Origin of the sequence: Parabacteroides hominis (genome assembly GCF_014287585.1) — a bacterium.
Taxonomy (GTDB): domain Bacteria; phylum Bacteroidota; class Bacteroidia; order Bacteroidales; family Tannerellaceae; genus Parabacteroides; species Parabacteroides hominis.
In genome coordinates, this window is sequence record NZ_JACOOJ010000031.1 from 37,290 (window position 1) to 58,937 (window position 21,648).

At 46.4% G+C, this 21,648-nt stretch carries 18 protein-coding genes and 1 tRNA gene; 4 read left to right on the forward strand and 15 right to left on the reverse strand.

Annotated features, from left to right (window positions below; translation table 11 throughout):
- Positions 1–508: 508 nt before the first annotated feature.
- The 14 genes from bioD to H8S65_RS15355 all read right to left on the reverse strand — a co-directional run bounded on the left by bioD (position 509) and on the right by H8S65_RS15355 (position 16,193).
- Positions 509–1,186: a dethiobiotin synthase gene (gene bioD, locus H8S65_RS15290; RefSeq protein WP_186930766.1), complete on the reverse strand. Its 678-nt coding sequence runs from the start codon at positions 1,184–1,186 to the stop codon at positions 509–511.
- A 6-nt stretch (positions 1,187–1,192) separates the two neighbouring features.
- Positions 1,193–1,957 (reverse strand): malonyl-ACP O-methyltransferase BioC, encoded by a 765-nt coding sequence (gene bioC / locus H8S65_RS15295; protein WP_186930767.1) that lies wholly within the window; start codon positions 1,955–1,957, stop codon positions 1,193–1,195.
- Entirely contained in the window at positions 1,945–2,610 is a 666-nt protein-coding gene (locus H8S65_RS15300; protein ID WP_186930768.1) for a DUF452 family protein, read from the reverse strand. The genes bioC and H8S65_RS15300 overlap by 13 nt, the downstream gene beginning before the upstream one ends.
- Positions 2,607–3,752, reverse strand: coding sequence for an 8-amino-7-oxononanoate synthase (locus tag H8S65_RS15305; protein WP_186930769.1), 1,146 nt, complete (start codon positions 3,750–3,752; stop codon positions 2,607–2,609). The genes H8S65_RS15300 and H8S65_RS15305 overlap by 4 nt, the downstream gene beginning before the upstream one ends.
- 1 nt (position 3,753) lies before the next feature.
- On the reverse strand, positions 3,754–5,034 hold the full coding sequence (gene bioA / locus H8S65_RS15310; RefSeq protein WP_186930770.1) for an adenosylmethionine--8-amino-7-oxononanoate transaminase: 1,281 nt from the start codon (positions 5,032–5,034) through the stop codon (positions 3,754–3,756).
- Positions 5,031–6,011, reverse strand: a complete 981-nt coding sequence (gene bioB / locus H8S65_RS15315) for a biotin synthase BioB (RefSeq protein ID WP_186930771.1) — start codon at positions 6,009–6,011, stop codon at positions 5,031–5,033. The genes bioA and bioB overlap by 4 nt, the downstream gene beginning before the upstream one ends.
- On the reverse strand, positions 6,008–6,421 hold the full coding sequence (locus H8S65_RS15320; RefSeq protein ID WP_186930772.1) for a hypothetical protein: 414 nt from the start codon (positions 6,419–6,421) through the stop codon (positions 6,008–6,010). The genes bioB and H8S65_RS15320 overlap by 4 nt, the downstream gene beginning before the upstream one ends.
- A gap of 21 nt (positions 6,422–6,442) precedes the next feature.
- Complete coding sequence (locus tag H8S65_RS15325; RefSeq protein ID WP_186930773.1) at positions 6,443–8,122, reverse strand: peptide MFS transporter; 1,680 nt, start codon at positions 8,120–8,122, stop codon at positions 6,443–6,445.
- Positions 8,123–8,143: 21 nt separating this feature from the next.
- Positions 8,144–9,211, reverse strand: a complete 1,068-nt coding sequence (locus H8S65_RS15330) for a DUF4831 family protein (protein WP_186930774.1) — start codon at positions 9,209–9,211, stop codon at positions 8,144–8,146.
- Positions 9,212–9,431: 220 nt separating this feature from the next.
- A complete protein-coding gene (locus H8S65_RS15335; protein WP_186930775.1) occupies positions 9,432–9,794 on the reverse strand; it encodes a DUF3244 domain-containing protein in 363 nt (120 codons plus the stop codon).
- A gap of 118 nt (positions 9,795–9,912) precedes the next feature.
- Positions 9,913–11,628 carry a tetratricopeptide repeat protein gene (locus H8S65_RS15340; protein ID WP_186930776.1) on the reverse strand — a complete coding sequence of 572 codons (1,716 nt, stop codon included), beginning with the start codon at positions 11,626–11,628 and terminating at the stop codon, positions 9,913–9,915.
- Positions 11,629–11,904: 276 nt separating this feature from the next.
- On the reverse strand, positions 11,905–13,416 hold the full coding sequence (locus H8S65_RS15345) for an NAD(P)H-hydrate dehydratase (RefSeq protein ID WP_186930777.1): 1,512 nt from the start codon (positions 13,414–13,416) through the stop codon (positions 11,905–11,907).
- 75 nt (positions 13,417–13,491) lie between these two features.
- Entirely contained in the window at positions 13,492–14,826 is a 1,335-nt protein-coding gene (locus H8S65_RS15350) for a sensor histidine kinase (protein ID WP_186930778.1), read from the reverse strand.
- Positions 14,823–16,193, reverse strand: coding sequence for a sigma-54-dependent transcriptional regulator (locus H8S65_RS15355; protein WP_186930779.1), 1,371 nt, complete (start codon positions 16,191–16,193; stop codon positions 14,823–14,825). Before H8S65_RS15355 ends, H8S65_RS15350 begins: the two co-directional genes overlap by 4 nt.
- Before the next feature lie 479 nt (positions 16,194–16,672).
- Between H8S65_RS15355 and H8S65_RS15360 the strand changes: the two genes are divergently transcribed.
- Positions 16,673–17,005 (forward strand): DUF5053 domain-containing protein, encoded by a 333-nt coding sequence (locus H8S65_RS15360; RefSeq protein WP_186930780.1) that lies wholly within the window; start codon positions 16,673–16,675, stop codon positions 17,003–17,005.
- Positions 17,006–17,227: 222 nt separating this feature from the next.
- Here the strand turns inward: H8S65_RS15360 and H8S65_RS15365 are convergent.
- Positions 17,228–17,303 (reverse strand) — tRNA-Gly (locus H8S65_RS15365).
- Between the two features lie 77 nt (positions 17,304–17,380).
- On the opposite strand from H8S65_RS15365, the gene argB reads away from it, so the two are divergent.
- The 3 genes from argB to H8S65_RS15380 all read left to right on the forward strand — a co-directional run bounded on the left by argB (position 17,381) and on the right by H8S65_RS15380 (position 21,642).
- The gene (gene argB / locus H8S65_RS15370; protein ID WP_186930781.1) at positions 17,381–18,148 is read left to right on the forward strand and encodes an acetylglutamate kinase; all 768 of its coding nucleotides are present in this window, start codon (positions 17,381–17,383) and stop codon (positions 18,146–18,148) included.
- A gap of 261 nt (positions 18,149–18,409) precedes the next feature.
- Entirely contained in the window at positions 18,410–19,879 is a 1,470-nt protein-coding gene (locus H8S65_RS15375) for an ATP-binding cassette domain-containing protein (protein ID WP_186930782.1), read from the forward strand.
- Between the two features lie 11 nt (positions 19,880–19,890).
- Positions 19,891–21,642, forward strand: a complete 1,752-nt coding sequence (locus tag H8S65_RS15380) for a DUF6057 family protein (RefSeq protein WP_186930783.1) — start codon at positions 19,891–19,893, stop codon at positions 21,640–21,642.
- Positions 21,643–21,648: the final 6 nt, after the last annotated feature.

Consider the following 21,648-nt stretch of genomic DNA (forward strand, 5'->3'; position numbering starts at 1 on the left):
GGATGCCTGCCGGTTTGAAGACGGATAACTGTCGGTCGGAAAGGCGATCGTGGCCCGGTGTGAAAAAGCCGGTAAGCTTTTGTCGGAAAGGTGCATACTTTTTCCAGGATAGGTTATAACCTTTTCGTGGATAGCCTATAGGCTGTAAATTTCAGCTCCCGTCCCATAAATTTCAGCCCGTGTCCCGTAAATGACACCTCATGGACTGTTTTTATTCAAGTTGCGTTCACATTCACATCGCTTGTAACCGGTTGAATTATACCTGTTTGCTGTGAAACCTAAGGGTTCACAGCAAATGGCAGGAAGACAGGCGCTTATACGGGTTGTGAATGTGAAACCTGATTTGTCAAATTAACTCTCTTCCACGATCCACCGCTCTATGTTTCGGGTCTGGGAGGAAAAGTTCCGTGTCACGTTCGGGCTTCTGTCCGGCTATCGCAATTATTGGGATGATGCAAAGACGGGGATACTTTTGAACTGGTTTCGCGTAAAAGAAGGAAAGAGAGACCTATAGCAGGCTGCTGGTGTCTATCTCAACCGTTCCTGCCGATGCTTCCGAAAGTGTGATAAGGGCGGTTCCGGGAAATTCCTTCGCCAGGTATCGGGTGAGGTATTCCAGTGTGTTGGCGGTTATCAGTTTGTCTGTGGGAGGGTAGAGGTTGTAAACGACTGCCCGGACCTGAATCCCATATTGCTTGCAGGCGTAGAGACTTAATAAGGTATGGTTGATGCTGCCTAACTTGCCGGAGGTCACTAAGATAACCGGGTAGCCTTGCTCTTTTACATAGTCGATGGCGAGCGAATGGAAATCGTTCGGGACCATTAATCCGCCTGCGCCTTCCAGTAAGACGTATTCATATTTTTCCTGTAGGCGACGGGTTGCTTCCGTGACGACGGAGAGGTCGATTGTCCTTCCGTCTTTCTCCGCGGCCATATGGGGAGAACAGGGGTAGGTAAAGATGTAGGGGCAGGTCAATCCGGCTTTATCCTCTTCGGTGAAAGGGATTCCCTGTATTTTCCGGTGCATTTCGATGTCTTCCGATACTTCTGTACAACCCGTTTGGATCATTTTCTGGGTGATGACTCTTTTTCCTTTTCCCGCCAATGCGCATGCGATCATGCCGGTGGCGAAAGTTTTACCGATATTGGTATCGATTCCTGTAATAAATAAGACTGTTCCTTTCATATTGTTTTATTTTTTTACTGCTAATATATAAAGTGGGCGGTATGTGAGTGTCACTTGACCGTCGGTTGTCGCGAATTGTTCCGGATATTGTTTGCAGAATGATTCCTGCCGGCCTCTTGTCCAACGGCCGTTTCCGGTCGCCGTGACGCCGGTTGCTTTCAGGTGTCTCAGTACGTCTAGCGGGGTATTGAAGGTGAGGACGATTGTTTCCTCTTCCTGGTGAAGCAGGTCGAAATCTGCTGCGGATAGCCATTTGGCAAGTGCATCGGAGGTCGGGTACGCGAGTCCTTTTCCTGTCAGTTCTTTGATCTCGTGCAGGTTGCCTGGAACAAAAGTGCTGAACAGGAGCGTACCTTGCGGCACCAGTAATCCCGATAGTTTATGGAGAAACGCTTCCGGTTCCTTTATCCATTGGAAAACAGAGGCGGATGCAATCAGGTCGAACTTGCCGGGGAAGGATAGCGTTTCGGCATCCCCGGCTATGAAGCGGGGAGGGGAGCCGGGGAAGAGCCGGTCTGTCTTTTCCCGGCAGTCCTCGCAAAGATCATTCAATATCCATTCGTCAATGCGGCATTGTTGTTTCAGCGCCCCGGTGAATCCGCCCGTGCCGCAACCGATTTCCAGCATCCGTCCGTAGCGGGCATCCGCCTGATGAGGGAGGAGGGAAGCGAGCTTCCGGCTGATACGGTGTTGGGCATCGGCATGGTTGTCGTAGCTGGACAAGGCGCGTGTAAAGCGGATCTGTATGCGTTTAGCTTCTATTGCTTCCATATTTCATTCCATTGTTTCCATAAATAAAAAGGATAATGGGGAGCCTCTATCTCGGTTACCGGACAACGGTCTTGCCAGAAGGCATGCAGGTTAGCGGCAGGGAAGATCCGGTCATCGGAGGAGATAAGGATATGTGTCCATCTGTTAAACAAGGGGGAAGCGGATGATGCTTTCTTTATTTCGGTGTACAGGTACTCCAATTCTTCCCGGATGTCGGCGAGCGGGCGGGGCGGTATCTGTTCGTAGGCTTGCAGGAGGTCCCGTTTGCCGCACATCCTCCGGTTGAAACGGTGCATGCCTTCCCCGGTTATGTTATCCAATGTCCCCCGGAAGATCGTTTCCGGTATGCCCCACCGGTCATGGATGGGGCAGGGAGTCCCATTGACGGCAACAGCCTCGGTGAAGGATATTTGCCTTTTACCAAACACGACCGATGCAACCCATACTCCTAACGACCAGGCTACCAGGCGGATTTCCCGGTAGCCGGAAAGGGCTTCTCCTTCAAATTCCATCCCCCGGTAGTCATGGCAAATCCAGAGATCCGTATCCGGTTCCGTTTCCAGATGCCGGAATACTTCAGGAGATGCCGCCCAGCCTGAAAAGACAAGAAGGAGCTTGCTGTTGCCTGCTTTTATTTGTTTATGTATGTTCATTTGCCAATATTCATTATCAATTCTTTAATTTCCTCTTCGGTTATGTCGGCTGTTAATGAGAAACGTATTCGTGCCGTTCCTTTGGGAACCGTGGGAGGGCGGACGGGGAGGCAGTAGAAGCCTTTCCGTTGCAGGCAGAGGCTTGTCCGGATGCAGTCCTCGTTTTCTCCAATAATGAAAGGGATGATGTGGCTTGCCGATATTTCTCCCCCTTTCCCTTTCAAGGCTTCCGAAAGCAGGTGGCTGGTAACGGACAGGCGGAGCCGTTCGTCGGTAAAGCCGGGAAGTTTCTCAAACAGGAACTTCGTCCAGGCGATTTGGGCAGGCGGGAGTGCCGTACTGAATATCAGAGGCCGCATTGTGTTGACCAGGTATTCCCGGACCGTCCGGCTGCACAACAGGTAGGCTCCCATCGACCCCAAAGCCTTTCCGAAAGTACCGACCAAGAGATCTATATCACGGATGCAATCCTGCTCTTCGGCGATCCCCAACCCGTTTTTTCCCCTTACACCGATGGCATGTGCTTCATCCACATAAAGCCATGTATTCGGATAGCTCTTCTTTAAGGACACCAGGCGGCGGAGGTCGGCGACATCTCCATCCATGCTGAAAATACTTTCCGTAACGATAAAAACCTGCTCATATTCATGTGCGTATTTAGCCAAAAGCTGTTCCAGATGTCCATTATCGTTATGGCGGTAGCGTTGGTAAGGTGTGCCGCTCAACAGGATGCCGTCGATGATACTCGCATGTACCAGTTTGTCCGCCAGGATCAATGACTGTTTATCCGTCAAGGCGGGAAGTATTCCGGTATTGGCATGGTAACCGCTATTGAACAGCAGGGCGGCTTCGCGTCCGAAGCGACCGGCCATCAATTCTTCCAGTTCGGAATAGACCGGGAAATTCCCTGTCAGTAACCGGGAAGAGGAGGAGGAGAGCGGTAGGTCGTTTTCCTGCAACTGTCCGATAAACTCGTTCCGCAAGTCTTGCCGGGACGAGAGTCCGAGATAGTCGTTGGAAGATAGGTTGAGCATTGTCTGCCCCTCTTTTTCGATCCATTTGCCGCGATGGACGACATCGGGAAGACTGCGCAGGTTACCGGAAGCCTTCAGTTTCTCCAATATATTGTTATAATCTTTCATCTTATTTTGATTCTAATATAGTCAGCAACCCTTTTGTCAGCCTCGACAATTCCTCTTTCGTGATGATAAAGGGAGGCATCAGGTAAACCAGTTTTCCGAACGGACGTACCCAGATGCCCTCTTCGACGAAACGTTTTTGCAAGACGGCCATATTCACAGGCTCTTTCATCTCGATCACGCCGATGGCTCCCAATACACGCACCTCTTGTACGCCGGGTAAGGATATTGCCGGAGTTAATTCTTCCCGGAGTTGTGCCTCTATGCTCTTTACCTTTTCCTGCCATCCGCTTTCCAGCAGGAGAGAGACCGATGCCGATGCGATCGCACAGGCCAACGGGTTCCCCATGAATGTAGGCCCGTGCATGAAACAACCAGCCTTGCCATTGCAAATCATGTCGGCTACGGGTGTGCTGGTGATGGTTGCCGACAGTGTCATGTAACCTCCCGTCAATGCCTTGCCGATGCACATGATGTCCGGTTCTACCCCGGCCCATTCCCAGGCGAAAAGGCGTCCGGTACGTCCGAATCCTGTAGCGATTTCATCAAAGATCAGTAATACCTGATGCCGGTCGCACAATTCGCGTGCGGCTATCAGGAATGCGGGAGAATAGAAATACATGCCGCCTGCTCCCTGAACGACAGGCTCAAGGATCAAGGCGGCGATCTCTCCTGCATGCTTCTCTAACAAGTCTTTTAAAGGTTCGATCGCCTTTTCGTCCCATTCCTCCCCGAATTTGACGGAAGGCTGGGGTATGAAATACTGTACGGGCAGGCTTCCGGCAAAGATCCCATGCATGCCGGTAACCGGATCGCAGACAGACATCGCGTGCCAGGTATCACCGTGATAACCGCTGCGGATGGTCGCGAAAGCGTGTTTCTCCTGTTTTCCTTGCGATTGCCAATATTGGATGGCCATCTTCATGGCGACTTCCACCGCAACGGAACCACTGTCGGCAAAAAATATCTTTTCCATGGAGGGAGGTAGCAGCGGGAGCAACTTGGCTGCCAGTTCTACTGCCGGTTCGTGGGTAAAGCCTCCGAACATGATGTGGCTCATCTTATCCAACTGTGCCTTGGCCGCTGCATTCAACACCGGATGATTGTAGCCATGCACGGCAGCCCACCACGAGGACATGCCGTCGATCAGTTGGCGACCGTCTTTCAGGGTGATCGTAACCCCTTCCGCATGTTCGACCGGATAGACCGGAAGCGGATCGATTGTCGATGTGTACGGGTGCCAGACGTGCTCCCGGTCAAAATGGAGTAATTCTTCTGTCGTCATCTTTCCCAATCTGTATTTTCGGTTAATGAATATCCTTCGGAGGCGAAAAGGATTTTGTCTTCTTCCACCCGGCTCCCGATAGTTGTCAGCAGGTCGCCGATGATCGCCGAATTGATACCTATGTAAAGGGCTTTGCGCTGTACCTTTTCACTCAGCCCAGCCCGTCCGCCTGAGAAACGCAGGTAAGCATTCGGGTTGATGAAGCGGAACAGGGCGATCGTGGTCAGGAACTCTTCGTCCGTCAGGGGATGTGCCTTTTCCAACGGTGTGCCGGGTATAGGTTGCAGGAGGTTCAACGGAATAGAGAGAATCCCTTCCTTTTGAAGCAATAAAGCCATCTCGATGCGCTGCTCAACCGTTTCGCCCATCCCGATTATCCCGCCTGAACAGATACGGAAACCTATTTTCCGTGCCGTCCGGATCGTTTCGAGTTTCTGTTCCGTCGTATGGGTCGTACAAAGGGTACGGAAATAGGAGGGAGCTGTTTCTATATTGCAATGGTAATTTTCCGTTCCGCTGTCGTAAAGGGCTTGAAGCTGCTCAGGGCTTAGAAGTCCCATCGAGGCACAGCACTTGATGTTGCAGGCTTGCTTGATGCGACGTACGGTTTCCGTAATCTTCACCATATCTTTGTCCGAAACCTTCTTCCCGCTGGTGACGAGTGCAAAACGGCTGATCCCTTGCTTATGGTTGTGCGTAGCGTGACGGATACATTCTTCTGCCGGCAGCAGGGGGTAAAGCGTCACGTTTGTTTTATAATGTCCGGACTGTGCACACCATTTACAGTCTTCGCTGCAATTTCCGCTTTTGGCATTGATGATGGAACAAGTGTCGAACTTGTCCCCCATGAAATGGCGGGTGATCTGATGGGCTGCTTCGTACAGGTCTTCTTTATCCGGGGCGGCAGCCAGTTCTCTTGCTTGTTCTTCGTTGATCATGCCACCGGAAAGAACGTGTTGTTTGAGTGTTTCAATCATGTAATTTCGTATTTGTATAAACGAAAATCGCGGAAGGCCTTCAGTTTATAACTGAGACCTTCCGCGATTTCGGAAATGTTATCTTTTACTGTATGTGCGTACGATGCCGCAGGCTGGCTTACAGTCTGGACAGGACATACGGTTTGCAGGAACAGGAGGGACAGAATACTTCCCGAACTGTCAGGACAGCATGTATTTCCCTCTTCTTCGGCTTCCCCTTCACCTGTCTTGTCAAAAGTGAGCACGGATGTATGGATGGAACCGTTTTTGGCCTGAAACCGTTCGGATACATTGGCCGACAATTGCCCGATCGTAACAGCACGTTGTATACTGATGAAAGCAGCATACCTCTTCCGGCTCCACCTTCTGAAGCGGAGAGCGACAGGTTTATATGTATACTGCTTCCTCATGAGTCAAATATGGGCTTCTTGTTATTTTGCTACTTTTTCCAGTTTCTTCATGATAGAGAACATGAACAGGGCGGCGACAAGGCAACATACGATCAGTACGCCCCATACCATCCATAACTGCATATTTCCCCAGATATTACCGATAACACCTACCAGCTTGTTGCCTAAGGCAGTGGCAACGAACCAGCCACCCATCATCAAACCTTTGTATTTAGGAGGTGCAACCTTCGACACGAATGAAATACCCATCGGAGAAAGCAGCAATTCTGCAAATGTCAATACCAGATAAGTAGAGATCAACCAGTTCGGTGAAACAAGTTGGCTGCTTTCGATGCCGTTTGCTGCAACTTCGTCCGGTGTCGGCAATCCCATCGAACCGATTGCTAAGATCGTGAAGCCGATGGCTGCGATCAACATTCCCAATCCGATCTTACGAGGGGCGGAAGGTTCTTTGCCTTTCTTTGCCAATGAGCCGAATATAACCAAAGATACCGGAGTCAATGCGACAACGAAGAACGGGTTGAACTGCTGGAAGATCTGCGGCAGGATTGTGATAGACGGGTCCAAAGTCGTATAGTTGATGCCAAGCAATGCCAAAGCACCGATAAATACGGCTGTTGAGATTGTCTTTGCCTTGCTTGTTACAGACTGGAAGATCGAGAATCCGGAATAAACCATGACAATCAGCAATGTCAGGTTGATGATGCTGAATCCTAAACGATCCAAGCCGGATACGGAGTTAGCCGTATAGTCGCGGGCAAAGAATGTCATTGTCAGACCGTTCTGATGGAAAGCCATCCAGAAGAAAATAACAACGGCGAATACCAGACACAAGGCGATGATACGCTGTTTGGTTTCTGCCGGAGACAGTTCTTCAACCTGTTGCTGAGTCGTAGAGGTTGCGGCAGCAGCTTGTGCCTGCTTGGTATTCACGTCTGCATGTTTGAATGTAGAACGGAAACCGTAATAAATGGCAATAGAGAGGATTAAAGATATACATGCGACACCGAAGCCATAATTATAGGCTTCCGATAATTTATCGATATAAGTTGTAGAGAAAGCTGCCAGGTCACCACTGAAGTTTTGTGCCACTTTCAGTGATTCAAGCATTTCTGTCCCTTTTTCCGTAATTGTGCCGTTCAGGAACTGGTGAGCCAGTGAAGGTATTTGTCCTTCGTAAGTCAGGTTTGACTTGGCCAGCATCCAGTTTGTCATTTCCGTAGCCATTGTCGGCGCGTATAATGCACCGATATTGATAGCCATGTAGAAAATACTGAAAGCAGAGTCACGTTTGTTTCTGTATTGAGGTGCATCGTAAAGGTTACCGACCATTACCTGCAGATTCCCTTTAAATAAACCTGTTCCTAAAGCAATCATGGTTAATGCCCCGAACATCATCCATTTAGCGGAATCATTACCTGCGGGAATCGACAACAGCAAGTATCCTAAAAACATGATAAAGATACCGCTTGTTACCATCTTTCCGTATCCGAACTTATCGGCAAGCCAACCACCTATCAGCGGAGTGAAATAGACTCCTGCCAGAAAGGTTGAGAAGATATCCGAGGTCTCGGATGCGGTAAAACCAAATTTTGCTTGTAAAAATAGTGTAAAGATTGCGAGCATGGTATAATAACCGAAACGCTCGCCGGTATTCGCTAAGGCTAACGCGTATAAACCTTTAGGTTGTCCTTCAAACATAGAATTAAAATTGTTAGATGATTATTGAATGATTTGTTTTATTGCACCTGTTTCCGGGTAGAAATAAACTTTTACCGGAGCTTTTTTGTCTTCAAACATAACGGGGGCGAGTCCTTCCCGTGTACCGAACTGGGTAATTTGTGCTTCGCCTTTATAAAGTGTTTTTTTGTTCATGCTGATTTCGATGCTGGCTTTACCCGGTACATTATATATAATGCCCTTTAGTGATTTTTCTTTCTTTTCAGCCTCTTTCGGATCTAAAACAGGAGCGCGGTCGATGGCCTTTAAGTTCATATATACAGGTGCTCCGCCCAAATCATCGGCATCCACGATACCGAGCTGGGGCGAGAAGCGGAATAATACTTCTTTATCGAGGTTGTCGAAAGGTACAATCGTCACTTCGTAGTCACTGACCTCCTTTGTTCGGATGCCTGTGAACAAGTTGGTTAACGCTTTTTCCTGCTCTTCCAATTGCTGGATGACCAGCTTCATCGCTTCGCCGTCGGGCGGGAGGTTATCGGCGTCTCCCGTAAGGATGTTCATACGGCTTTCGCGAATACGGTAAATTTGTTTGGCTGCCACTTCTGCCTGCTTGGCTGTAGATCCCGCCATAAGCAACTCTTCTGAAAAAACAGAAGCGTCGGTTACTTTTACCGGAGCCTGGTTTTTCTTTCTTGCTGCTTCCAGTACGGATTCTTCGGGAGTGTATTCGGCGTTGATGGAACATAGCAGTCCGTCTTCTGTCAAATATGCGTATGGAGCGACTGTACCGGCTTTGAATTCAACGATAAAAGTGTTGTCCGCATCGGGCACGCCTTTGTTGATCAAGCCGATCTTTCCTAATTCGTAATAGACCTTATCTTCTGTGATAGCGTCTTTTACACCTAAATATTTTTCTGCGTATTTATAATAGGGACCTGCTTTGCAGGTTACTTTCGTGACTTCTGCATCTACAACCAGAGATGTTTTAGGAAGTGAATAAGTTATGCCGAAATTATTTGCCTTAACGGCATTTTTCTTTACAACTTTTGTCTGAGCCATAATGGGTAAACTAAGGAGCAGACTGGCTATAATGATTAAATTCTTCATATTCTAATCTAAGTTTAATCTCTAATAAATGATTGCACAAAACTATGAAATATTTTGTTAGTAACCAACCGGAAAAGCCTCTTTTCCTCTTTTAGATTAGAGAAGATGTAAAGAACGGTCCCAAGGCGGCGGAAAAGGAGATCGAGATATTTGGCCTGGTTAAATCACCGCCCGGGACTGTTCTTATACATTACATGTAAAGGGAATTACACGTAACTTGTTATTTTATGGCAAATTCACCAGTTAAATAGCCGAGTTCATGAGTGAATGACAATGTATAATCGCCATTTTCTGCATTCAGGATAACGGACTTGCTTTGCGGAGCAGATGCGGAAATGCATTCTTCGTAAACTACTTTTCCAGTTTTGTTGTCTGTAACTTTTACAGTCAGATCAGCAAGCGGATTCACAAAGTTAACTGTTAATACCTTTCCTTCGATGGAGGCTGTAGGAGGTGCGGGAACTACGGAACGTATGTCTTGTATACTCCATTCTCCTTTTGTAGGAATAGTATCACAAAATGCAAATTGTGTACAGAAGATACCACACACAATTAAAACCAAAGTTGAAATTAGATGCTTCATAATATTAAATAAGATTTGTTTTACTAAAAGTCAAAATTGAGATTTTGGACAAAGGTAAATTTCTCGTCATTATGAAGCATATATTTTTGTTGACAAAAATGTGACAAGTTCTAACTTCTTATAAATCAGATATAAACTTATCGAATTTTTCTGTATTTTGAGGCTCTCCTGTGAATTTTCTATACAGCCTTCTACGGCATTGGGAGACACCTGAACTTGTTATATGCATAATAAAAGCGATTTTTTTTATAGATAGTTGCATTTTTACAAGATAGCATATGTGTATTTCTTCTATCGATATTTGTGGATAAAGCTTTATGAGCCGATTTGTGAAATCTGGATATGTCGCATCAATCAGCTGGTGTAATTCTTCCCATTCACTGGAACTTAGTTGGATTTCATCTTCCCTATGAATCTTGATATATATGGATGAGTTGTGAAAATCTTTTTCTAATAAACGAATTGTTCCTTGCTTTTCAAAAATCTGCCTGTTTTCCATTTCAAGCATTAATTTTCTTGCTTCATATAGTTGTCTTTCAACTTCACTCATTTTTTTCTGTTTGGAATGGAGCATTTCTGTTAATTGTGAAATTTGTTTCTTATTATCTTCGATGTATTGTTGGCTACGTTTGTATTGTTCTTTTTGTAAATCAACTAAACGTTTCTTTTTTTGTTGTTCTTTTTTGATAAAAAAGAAGCTAATCCCCAATATGATAGAAAATAAAATAATGATTTGATATATAAGAACCATCCTTTGGGTTGCTTTTTTTTCAAATTTATTCTTTTCTTTAGCTATATGTTGGTAATTGAACATGCTTTGAGTTAATCTTATATTTTCAAAATGGGAGTGACTTGTAATTGAGTCTCGTAGCTCTTCGTATTTTTTTGTATACTCAACGTATTTAAGAAGTTCTTGTTCTTTGAGTGCGATTTGGGCCAGACGTTGAAAACTTCCTGCTTTTGTGTATATATAAGAACTGTTGGAACTAAGGGTTAGATAATATTTAGCAGAATCAATGTTATTTAAGGAGTAAAAAAGCTTGCCTTTAGATAAATTTATAGGATCTATAGTCTTGTCTATTGCGAATTTGAGTGCTTCATTTATATATTTATCAGCTTCTGCATAATTGCTTTTTTCAAAATAAGCATTACCGAGATCTATAAATATAGACGATATAATGTATGGAGTTGCAAACTTTGTTGCTTGTTTATAATATATTATTGCACTATCTAATTGATGAGTCTGAGAGAATATACGTGCAATATTTCTTAGAGCAAAAGCCGTTTTTACAGAATCTGGCTCTAACTCCAAATATGACAAGACTTTTTTATACATAGGTAATGCCATATCATTGATATCCTGATATGCATATAAAGTACCTAAATTGTTGTAAATTTTAATCAGGAGAGTATAATCTTTTGAATCTTCGCCAATCTCCAAAGCCTTTAGATAATATTCTTGTGCCTGTAGAGCGTCTTGCAAATCTGAGTTTACACGTCCTAAGTAGTAGTAGGCTAACATGGAACGCTGTTTATCTTGGTTTTTCTCAAAATACGTCGCCGCGATTTTAATTAAAGAGTCCGAAGTATGTGTGATATAATTCAGGTCTTGAGCCTGGGTTAGGAGCAGGCAGTAAGTTGCATGATCCTTTTCGGACAGTTGGTTGACGTTTTCTATTTTATTCAGGATACTTAAGGCGCTGTCCGGTCGTTCTTCTATGATTTTCTCAGCTTCGAGTAGCATTGGGGCCTGTACCTGATTACTGCAAGCACCCATGAACAGGAATAAAACAATGGCTACAAGCGATGTGATATGTAGTAAAAGCTTTTTCATTTCTATCTCCTTTAATTATGGATTCGAATATACTTGTTTTCGGGGAAAAAACGATTTATTTGCAATAAAATGTTTTAATCATTTTATTTATTTGCTTCGATTTATAAGAAAAAGGCCTATTTTTTTGTAAATACAGTAGCAGATTAGTGGATCATACAACAAAGAAGGTATGTCAAAATCCCGTTTTGTCATGGCGGACCTGATCTTTGAGTCCGCCATGACAGAATAGTGAATTTTGGCACAGCCCCTTTGTCGAGTTGAATAAATGGAGTGATTTTATTTTATTTGCTTGAACGCTTTTCCCAGCATATCCGTGATATCACTGGCGATCATGCTCTCTTCGGAGCGGTAGACGGCAGCCAGATCACCGGCTGTACCATGAAGGAAAACACCTGCAACGGAAGCCGTTTCAGGTTCTAACCCTTGTGCGAGCAATGCCAGGATGATGCCAGTCAAAACATCGCCACTGCCGGCTGTAGCCATACCCGGATTTCCACAATTGTTGAAATAAACGTTTCCGGTAGCTGTACAGATTGCCGTATAAGCCCCTTTCAGGACGACACAAACCTGATGGTCGATAGCGAAAGCCTGAGCCTTTTTCAGCCGTTCGTATGAATTACTGCTTTCACCCGCTATCCGGTCGAATTCTTTGGGATGCGGTGTCAGGATGCTGCGCGGAGGGATGCGTTTTAATAAATCTTTATTGGCTGCGACCAGATTCAACGCGTCGGCGTCGATCACAAGCGGTTTTTCCACTACTTGGAGTAGCTGTTCGAGTGCTTTGGCGGAATCCGGGTGTTTTCCCAAACCAGGCCCAATCGCGATAGAGGAGTAGGCTTTGATGCCGGAAACAGAGCTGAAATGATCTTGATGTTGGTCCAGGTCAACCATCGCTTCCGGAAAAGCGGTCTGCAAAATCTGCTCGCCCCGTCCGGGAATGTGGACGGTCAGCAAGCCGGCCCCACTTCTAAGGCAGGCTTTAGCGGACAGGAGAGCAGCTCCCATCTTTCCGTGGCTTCCGGCTATCAGAAGCGCATGCCCGAATGTCCCTTTATGGGCAAAACGGTTACGGGGTTGGAAGACAGCGGCAATATCCTCTTCCGTCACCAATGTGAATTGTGTCGGAGTGCTGGCTATGATTTCCGGGTGTAACAGAATATCCAGCACTTTCCATTCACCGATAAATTCTGCATTTTCAGGAAGCAGGAACGCCAATTTCGGGAAACCGAATGTCAGTGTCAGATCGGCATGAATAATAGAGTCCGGATCGTTCTTGCGGTTATCTTCTCCGAACAGGCCGGAAGGAATGTCGATCGCAACGACGGTCGCATCCGATTGGTTGATATATCTCACCATTGCGGCGAAACCGCCGGTTAAGGGGCGGTTCAGGCCGGAACCGAACAAGCCGTCTATCACGACATCCCGCTCTTCCAGTTCGGGCGGGACAAAATCGTTCACGACTTCCGTGAATTCGATCTTTTCCATATGGAGCAACCGTTGTTTGTTCAGCTCGCAATCCTCGGAAAGACGCATGGTCGGATTGAACAGATAAGTTTCCACCCGGTAACCGGCATCCGTCAGCATACGGGCGATTGCCAGTGCATCGGCTCCGTTGTTCCCTTGTCCGGCAAATACGATAATACGGGTTTGTTTGGAATAGCGGCGGCAAAATTCACTTGTAAATACGGTTGCCGCGCGTTCTACCAAATCGATAGAGCTGATCGGTTCGTTTTGAATGGTATATTTATCGAGCTCTCTGACTTTATCTGTTGAGAATATCTTTATCATATCTATCTGTTGTCTTTGTTTCTTTGTGCATACAAATGTAGGAATATTACTTTTCTCTTGAAAGAAAAGTTTTGCTTACTTTTGAATCGAGCCGAAAGTAACGAAGAACCGGCTGCCTTGTCCGTCCTCGGATAAAACGGACAAATCTCCTTTGTGCATGTGCATGATCTGCCTGGAAATACTCAGTCCGATGCCGGAGCCGGAAGGTTTGGTCGTGAAGAATGGGATAAAGATACGTTCCTGAACTTCAAGCGGTATGCCTGTCCCGTTGTCGCTCACCCGGATAAAGGTTTTGCCCTCTTCGTTGATGCCGGCAGACAATTCGATCTGTGGTTCCGGGCAATGGCGCGTTGCATCCAAAGCATTCTTGATCAGATTGATCAGCACTTGCTCGATCAGCCCTTTGTCGGCAATAACCTGTAGGTGTGCTGTCGCGGGAACGATTTTAATCTTGTCTTCCTGGTCTTTGAACAGGAGGCTGATGTCGTTCAGGAAATTGTTGACCGGTATAATCTCCGGAACAGGCATCGGGATGCCCGTTACTTTCCGGTAACTTTCGACGAAGCGCACCAAGCCGCTGCTTCTGCGGAAAATCGTTTCGACAGCCTGGTTGATCTCTTCCCGGTCTTCCGCATCGGCTCCCGGTTCATCCATGCATTTGCTCCGGAGCAGTTCGGACAGGGAAACGATCGGCGTCATGGAGTTCATGATCTCGTGCGTCAGAACCCGGATCAACTTCTGCCAGGCTTCCGTCTCTTTGTTTTCCAGGACGGAGCGGATGTTTTTCATGCTGACGACCGTAAGCGGCTTGCCCAGGACGACAAAAGATATGGCTGAAAGGATCAACTGCGAATATTCATCTTTCCGCCGGACTTGCAGGATGGACAATTCGCCGGGATGCAAAGTGCGCAGGCGGGCGGGAAGTTCCGGGTAATAGGCGGCCAGGTCGTCGATCGTTTCGGCAAAGTTCAGCCCCGTTTGTATCTTGAAAGCCTGGTTCATCCATTCCACCTGTCCGGTGTCGGAGTAGACAAACACGGAAAGGTCGATATGGTTTGCCAAAGCCTGGAAATATTGCAACTGGCTTTCCTTCTCCTGCAAATGTTTCTTGTAATGTTGCAAAGCCTCTTCCATAACCTTCACCATGTCTTGCGGAATCTTGTCGTTCTGTTCCTGCAAAGGAGTTCCGGAGGCGAGGAAATCGGAATAGCGCATCGACCAGATAAACTGCTTGAACAACCGGTCGCTGCGCTCCATCAGGCGGAACAGGTAATAGCCCTCGATCAGTATCAAGGCAGACGTGACGATGGCGGAGATGTAAAACCGGAAAGCGACAAGTAGCCCGAACGCCACGCTGGTCGCCAAGAGGAGAAAGATCAATCCGGCCGCTTTTTTCGTATAACGTTTCATAAGCCGTATTTTTCCAACCTCCGATATAAAGATGTACGCGTGATACCAAGCAGGCCGGCTGCCTGTGTCATATTCCCGGAACAGTGGCGGAGCACTTCCTGTATCGTGTTTTTCTCCAGTTCTTCCAGGTTGAACTTGCCCTCTTTGTCCTGGGAGTTGGAAACAGGGAGGCGGAGCATGAAATCGTCATATTGCAATTGCCGGGTTTCGGAAAGGATCACGGCGCGTTCTATCACATGTTGCAGTTCGCGCACGTTTCCCGGCCAGTTATACTGTTTCAGCAGTTGATCCGCTTCGTCGGAGAAGCCGTCTATCTCTTTTTTATACTTTTGGCAGTAGCGTTGCAGGAAATGCCGGGCGAGAAGCGTCACGTCGTTTCCCCGTTCCCGTAAAGGCGGGATGGTGATCTCGATCGTATTGATCCGGTATAACAAGTCTTGCCGGAAATATCCTTCCTGTACGGCTGCGTGCAAGTCTGTATTGGTGGCAGAGATCAGGCGGATGTCGATCGGTATTTCCTGTGTGGAGCCTATCCGGTTTATTTTACGTTGTTCGATGACTGTCAGTAGTTTGGATTGGGCCATCAACGGCAGATTCCCGATCTCGTTCAGGAAAAGCGTGCCGCCGGATGCGATTTCGATGCGCCCGGATTTACTCTTGTCCGCGTCCGTAAACGCTCCTTTCTCGTGACCGAACAGTTCGCTTTCGAACAGTTCGTGTGGGATGCTTCCGAGGTCTATCGGGATGAACGGTTCTTTCCCGCGTCCGGATTGTTTGTGAAGCGTGTAGGCGATCAAGTCCTTCCCTGTCCCGTTTTCTCCCTGCAACAGAATGTTGGCATCTGTATCTTTCAGCTTTTCAAGCGTCCGGAACACGTTTTGCATGGCTACCGATTCACCGATCACCTCTGTCTCCGGCTCTGTCGCAGTTGTGAGCGCTGACTTTTGCGCCTTGAGCGTCCGCACTTCCGAACGGCTGAAACTAAGTTCGAGAGCAGACAATACGGTTGCCAGCATCTTTTCGTTCTGCCAGGGTTTAGGGATAAAGTCGGTTGCGCCGGCTTTGATGGCACGTACGGCCTTCTCTGTGTCCGAGTAGGCGGTGATCAGGATAACGACAGTTTCCGGCGAGATTTCCAGTATCCGTTCCAGCCAGTAGAAGCCTTCTTTGCCGCTGACGGCATCCGCCGTGAAATTCATATCCAACAGAATGACGTCATATTGGTTTCTGGACACCAACCGGTTGATTTCTTTCGGATCGGAACAGGTGGTGATGCTTTCCACGCGTGGACGCAGTAACATCTTTAGAGTGAATAGGATATCCTCGTTGTCGTCTACTATCAGAATCTTTCCCTGCCGTATTGCCATTGTCTGTCTATTGCTTTTTGCCTTCAAACATACAGATAATTTGCGAATCCCTGCTATCTAATCCCGTTTTTCCTGGCGGATAATCGTAAATACCTGGCGAGTAGCCGGCATTTCCTGCCGGAATGTTTGCCTGTCGACAATTGTCGGCAAACCTGCTCACAACTGTCGGCAAGCCTGCTCACAATTGTCGGCAGGCCTGTTGATGATTGTCGGCAGGCAGATATTTGAAGGGGAATTGTACGCCTTCCTGCAAGTCGTGTTGTTTCCATTAGCCGGTTAGCTCTTTGCGTATTTCGATGCTTTTGAGACGCTGGTATCGGACCCGACATTTCAGGCGTTTTTTATGCTTAAGAATGATAATAATAATATTATCAAAATCCTTTGCTGTTGATAATATTATTATTATCTCTGTAATATCTTTAAAACAAGCGTTCTATGCATAGTAACGATGGGTTAAAAGCCCGGATAGAAATGATAAGATGGACAAAGTGAATCGTTTTTTTGAATTGAAGGAACTGTGGAAACAGAGTGCTGAAGCAGATCGTTCCTCCATCGATCGACAGATAACCGAATTGATGGATAGTATGACTGACCAGGAAGTGGAGCTGCTTGCTGTGGGTGTACAAAATGACTTTGACAATATTCATCAGGAAGTAGCTGAAATCAAAGAGCAATTGACGATCCGGGAACGTTTGGAACCAGTATTGCCTTATCTGTCCGTCTCTAAGTTGTCAAAGGATTATTTCAATAAATCTTCCTCTTGGTTCTACCAGCGTTTAAACGGGAATAAAATACACGGGAAAGTTTGTTGATTTTTAGAACGTTGAGGGCTATTGTAGCCCATGAATGCCGGGCTGCGTAAAATTCGAGATCATCAATTCATACCCAACAGGCCGAATCTATGCAAATATACAATTTACCCTTTGTAAAATGAATAGGAGTAAATGAGAATAGATGAAAATGAATTTTCTTGATAAAGAAAAAACACTCTTGACTATCGATTTAGTTGTTTGATAATCAGAGAGTGTTTTCTTTGGAGCGGTAGGCGAGGCTCGAACTCGTGACCCTCAGCTTGGGAAGCTGATGCTCTACCAACTGAGCTACTACCGCGTTGGATGGTGCAAAAGTATATAAATCTTTTATTTTTTAGTACCTTTGGCTCAAAAATTTTAAAAAAAATTATAGGAATGGAAAAGCTTACGCTGATTAAGGTGGGAGGAAAGATTGTGGAAGAAGAAGAAACGCTCCGCAATCTGCTGAACGACTTCTCGCAGGTGGAAGGTTATAAAGTGCTGGTTCATGGGGGCGGACGTTCCGCTACGAAACTGGCTGCACAGTTGGGGATCGAGAGTAAGATGGTGGGCGGTCGCCGGATTACGGATGCAGACATGTTGAGAGTGGTTACAATGGTTTACGGAGGACTGGTCAATAAGAATATTGTCGCCGGCCTTCAGGCCTTAGGCATAAACGCCTTGGGACTGACCGGGGCGGATATGAATCTGATGCGGTCGGACAAACGTCCGGTGGGAGAGGTTGACTACGGTTTTGTCGGTGATGTGAAAGAGGTGAATGCGGGTCTGCTGGCATCCTTAATTCATCAGGGCATTGTTCCGGTATTGGCTCCCCTTACACATGATAAACAAGGACATATGTTGAATACCAACGCCGATACGATCGCAGGAGAAGCCGCTAAAGCTTTGGCAAAACATTTTGAGGTGACTTTGATGTTCTGCTTTGAAAAGAAAGGTGTTTTGAAAGATGAGAACGATGATGAAAGCGTGATACCCGAAATAGACCGTACGGCTTTCAAGCAGTATGTGGAAGCAGGTGTGATTCAAGGGGGAATGATCCCTAAGCTCGAAAATTCGTTTCAGGCGATCGATGCCGGGGTTAAGCAGGTGATTATAACGCAGGCTTCGGATATTCATTTGGGAAAAGGTACGCGTGTCTTTTAATATGTTACTGAATTTGTTGTAAATATTATGTTTTGCAACAAATTTGGGCTGTAAAATGATAATAAGTAAAATTATTTACTATATTTGTGGTGTAAATAGTTTAAGTGTATTTTTGAAACGAACGTTGGGATACTGTACAGGTCTGTTTTTGGTAACTAATTTGCGAAGGAATATATAACAATATACCTGTACAAAATAGAAGGGGGAGCTTGGGAGAGTTTCCCCTTTTCTGTTACCTTTGCTTCGTGTAATAAAAAGGCGATGGAAAATAGGAAAATAATGGTGAATATTCGGAACGTCGTGACCCGCTTGCCGGAACTGCGTTTTGAAGAACCTCTTAACTGGATAATAGAAGAGGGGCAACAATGGGCTGTCATCGGTCCGAACGGTGCAGGCAAAACATTGATTGCCGATGTCATGCAGCGTAAATTTGCATTGAAGGAGGGAGAAGTTACTTTCGGATACGAGGGGAATGTCAGTACCCTGGTGAAAAGCATTGCGTTTAAAGATATTTACTCCCTGGCCGATTGCCGTAATTCTTATTATCAGCAACGCTGGCATTCGACTGAAACGGACGAAGTCCCTACAATAGAAGATATATTAAAAGAAGATGCGGGATCGGAAGATTATCATAAAGTGTTATCTTTGTTCGGCATAGAAGAGTTTTTGCCGAAGAAACTGATCTTCCTGTCCAGTGGCGAATTGAGAAAGTTTTTGATTGTCCGTACGTTATTAAAGCGTCCTCGTGTCTTGATACTGGATAATCCGTTTATCGGACTGGATGCTCCTTCGAGAGGCGTCCTGCTGGAGATGTTGCAGCAAATGACGAAGTTGAAAGATGTGCAGGTAGTTTTACTGCTTTCCAATCCGGACGATATACCCGAAATGATTACGCATGTCTTGCCGGTCAAGCAGCGCAGATGCCTTCCGGTTTACAGCCGCGAGGAATTTCTGAAGCAAACGGATCTGATTGCCGATATGTTCCCGTCCGAAGAAAAAGGCGATTCCGTTCGGTGCGGATCGTTTTCACTTCCGGTTGAGGAACAGAAAGAACCTTCCGCCCATCTCGTCACTTTCAGGATGGAACACGTTTCGATCAAATATGGTAACCGTACGATCCTGAAAGAACTGGATTGGGAAGTGAAAAACGGGGAGAAGTGGGCGTTGTTCGGTCCGAACGGGGCTGGCAAATCGACTTTGTTGAGTTTGATTTATGCCGATAATCCGCAATCGTATGCCAACACGCTTTATCTTTTTGACCGGAAGCGCGGTTCGGGAGAAAGTATCTGGGATATAAAGAAGCGCATCGGATATGTCTCCCCTGAAATGCATCTTTTCTATATGGAGAATGTGCCGGTATTGAATATCGTCGGTTCCGGCTTTTTTGACTCGATCGGGCTGTTCAGGAAATGTACGGAACAGCAGCAACAGGTAGCTTTGGCCTGGATGCGCGTATTCGGTATCGAAGGGCTGAAAGAACGTTCTTTCCTTACGCTTTCTTCCGGCGAACAGCGGTTGGCGCTTTTAGCGCGTGCGTTTGTCAAAGATCCGGACTTGATTATCCTGGATGAACCGTTGCACGGCTTGGATGTGAGCAATAAGAAGAAGGCGGCTGCCATTATCGAGCAGTTCTGTTCGCGTCCGGGCAAGACGCTGATCTATGTCACGCACTATCCGCATGAATTGCCGGCTTGTGTGGATAAACGTTTTGAATTGGTTAAACACGCTTAAGGATTTATCAGATGAAATACAAACTTGTTGCCTTTTGGTTGATCGTTTTCGGAGCTTTGTTTGCTTTTTTGCAAACGAGTTTCCAGTATCATTTTTACTATATAGAACAGAGCCAGCTGTTTTTGTTTTCCGAGTCGTATATTGGGAATAAACTGGTTCTTCCGGGTGGCTTTTCCATGTTGGTGGCGGAATTCCTGGTGCAGTTTTTTATCCGGCCTTATATCGGGGCGTTGGTCACTGCGGCCTTATTGACAGGTGTCGGGATTTGTACGGCTGGTATTGTGAAACGGATCGCGCCTGCTTCGGGGCTTTTTATCCTCTATATGCTACCGATGTTAGCTTTGCTGTTCATGCATTTTGACTTCAACTACCGGGTGCAGGGCACTGTTTGCTATCTGATGATGACGGCCTTGCTTTGCGGGTACATGCGGATAAGGAATGACCTTTTCCGTTTGGTTGCAGGTTGTGTGCTGGTTCCGGTCTTGTTCTGGCTGGCAGGATCGATTGCCGTATTGTTTGCCGGAATGGTCTGCCTCTTCGAAGGGTTGCAGAAGACGCCTAAATGGTATATCTCGTTGATCGGGGTTGCGGAAGTTTTGCTATTGGGCGTCGGAACGGTTTATTTCTCTTTGATGGGGGAATACCGGTGGGTTTTCGAGCCGGATCTGTATTATCATTATACGCTTCATCCTAAAGAAATCATTTATTATTCCTGGATTTGCCTGCCTCTGGTTTTGCTCGTCGCTTTCTTTTTCCGGAATAAAAAGAGTTTGTCCGGGAAGAAATTGCTTGCGGGGATCAGTTGTATCGCTCAATTGGCTATGATCGGTGTTGTCTTGTGGTGGGGAATTCCCAAGTATAGCGATGCAAAGACGTTGAGGTTGAAGAAACTGGATTATTTTGCCCGTACGGAACAATGGGACAAGACGATAGAAGAGTGTAAAGGGAAACTGACAAACTTCTTATATATGTGCCATCTGAATATGGCATTGGCCAATAAGGGGGAACTTTCGGATAAAATGTTCAACTTCGACCAGCGGGGGCCGCAGGGGTTGCTTGTACAATGGAATAAATCGGAAAATGTCTCTTGCATGCTCAGTGATATCTATTTTGCGATGGGAGCGACCGCTTCATCGCAGGAAATGGCTTTTGAAGGTTATGTGAGTGCTATGGAGGACGGCAATCCGCGTATGTTGAAAAGACTGGTGCAGACGAACCTGATTTACGGCACATATCCCGTAGCTGAAAAATATATCTCGATACTTGAGAAAACGTATGCGTACCGGGATTGGGCCCGATCACAGCGTAAATTTCTTTATAATGACGAAGCCGTCGAAAACGATCCCGTGTTGGGAACCCGCAGGCGGATGTTGCCGGACCGGAATTCATTGGCAATGATAGATGGATTGGCGGGAGACCTGGAACTTTTCTTGGAAAAGGGGCCGGCCAATTCTGCTGCATTGCAGTATTTGGGCGCTATGTATTTACTGGCTAAAGATCTGGAAGGGTTTAAAGCGTTGATGGAGAAATATTACGGGACGGAGTTCTTGCCCGCATTGCCCGTGCATTTCCAGGAAGCCGTCATTGTGATGTCTGAAAAAGAACCGGATTACTGGAAACGTTTCAAGGTCTCGGAAACTATTGTAGCCCGCTTTGCCGATTATAAAAAGCAGGTGCTTGCGAACCGCAATAACAGTGCTCTTGCCGGGTTATTGAACCGGTCGTACGGAAACACCTACTGGTTTTACTTTATGTTTAAATAATTGCGA

What these genes read in the sequence shown, in the direction of transcription:
- bioB (WP_186930771.1), bottom strand. Translation starts at nt 6,011, where the DNA reads ATGATTGAAACACTCAAACAACACGTTCTTTCCGGTGGCATGATCAAC.
- argB (WP_186930781.1), top strand. Translation starts at nt 17,381, where the DNA reads ATGGAAAAGCTTACGCTGATTAAGGTGGGAGGAAAGATTGTGGAAGAA.
- H8S65_RS15320 (WP_186930772.1), bottom strand. Translation starts at nt 6,421, where the DNA reads ATGAGGAAGCAGTATACATATAAACCTGTCGCTCTCCGCTTCAGAAGG.
- H8S65_RS15345 (WP_186930777.1), bottom strand. Translation starts at nt 13,416, where the DNA reads ATGATAAAGATATTCTCAACAGATAAAGTCAGAGAGCTCGATAAATAT.
- bioC (WP_186930767.1), bottom strand. Translation starts at nt 1,957, where the DNA reads ATGGAAGCAATAGAAGCTAAACGCATACAGATCCGCTTTACACGCGCC.
- H8S65_RS15340 (WP_186930776.1), bottom strand. Translation starts at nt 11,628, where the DNA reads ATGAAAAAGCTTTTACTACATATCACATCGCTTGTAGCCATTGTTTTA.
- H8S65_RS15360 (WP_186930780.1), top strand. Translation starts at nt 16,673, where the DNA reads ATGGACAAAGTGAATCGTTTTTTTGAATTGAAGGAACTGTGGAAACAG.
- H8S65_RS15335 (WP_186930775.1), bottom strand. Translation starts at nt 9,794, where the DNA reads ATGAAGCATCTAATTTCAACTTTGGTTTTAATTGTGTGTGGTATCTTC.
- bioD (WP_186930766.1), bottom strand. Translation starts at nt 1,186, where the DNA reads ATGAAAGGAACAGTCTTATTTATTACAGGAATCGATACCAATATCGGT.
- H8S65_RS15375 (WP_186930782.1), top strand. Translation starts at nt 18,410, where the DNA reads ATGGAAAATAGGAAAATAATGGTGAATATTCGGAACGTCGTGACCCGC.
- H8S65_RS15355 (WP_186930779.1), bottom strand. Translation starts at nt 16,193, where the DNA reads ATGGCAATACGGCAGGGAAAGATTCTGATAGTAGACGACAACGAGGAT.
- H8S65_RS15380 (WP_186930783.1), top strand. Translation starts at nt 19,891, where the DNA reads ATGAAATACAAACTTGTTGCCTTTTGGTTGATCGTTTTCGGAGCTTTG.
- H8S65_RS15300 (WP_186930768.1), bottom strand. Translation starts at nt 2,610, where the DNA reads ATGAACATACATAAACAAATAAAAGCAGGCAACAGCAAGCTCCTTCTT.
- H8S65_RS15350 (WP_186930778.1), bottom strand. Translation starts at nt 14,826, where the DNA reads ATGAAACGTTATACGAAAAAAGCGGCCGGATTGATCTTTCTCCTCTTG.
- bioA (WP_186930770.1), bottom strand. Translation starts at nt 5,034, where the DNA reads ATGACGACAGAAGAATTACTCCATTTTGACCGGGAGCACGTCTGGCAC.
- H8S65_RS15325 (WP_186930773.1), bottom strand. Translation starts at nt 8,122, where the DNA reads ATGTTTGAAGGACAACCTAAAGGTTTATACGCGTTAGCCTTAGCGAAT.
- H8S65_RS15330 (WP_186930774.1), bottom strand. Translation starts at nt 9,211, where the DNA reads ATGAAGAATTTAATCATTATAGCCAGTCTGCTCCTTAGTTTACCCATT.
- H8S65_RS15305 (WP_186930769.1), bottom strand. Translation starts at nt 3,752, where the DNA reads ATGAAAGATTATAACAATATATTGGAGAAACTGAAGGCTTCCGGTAAC.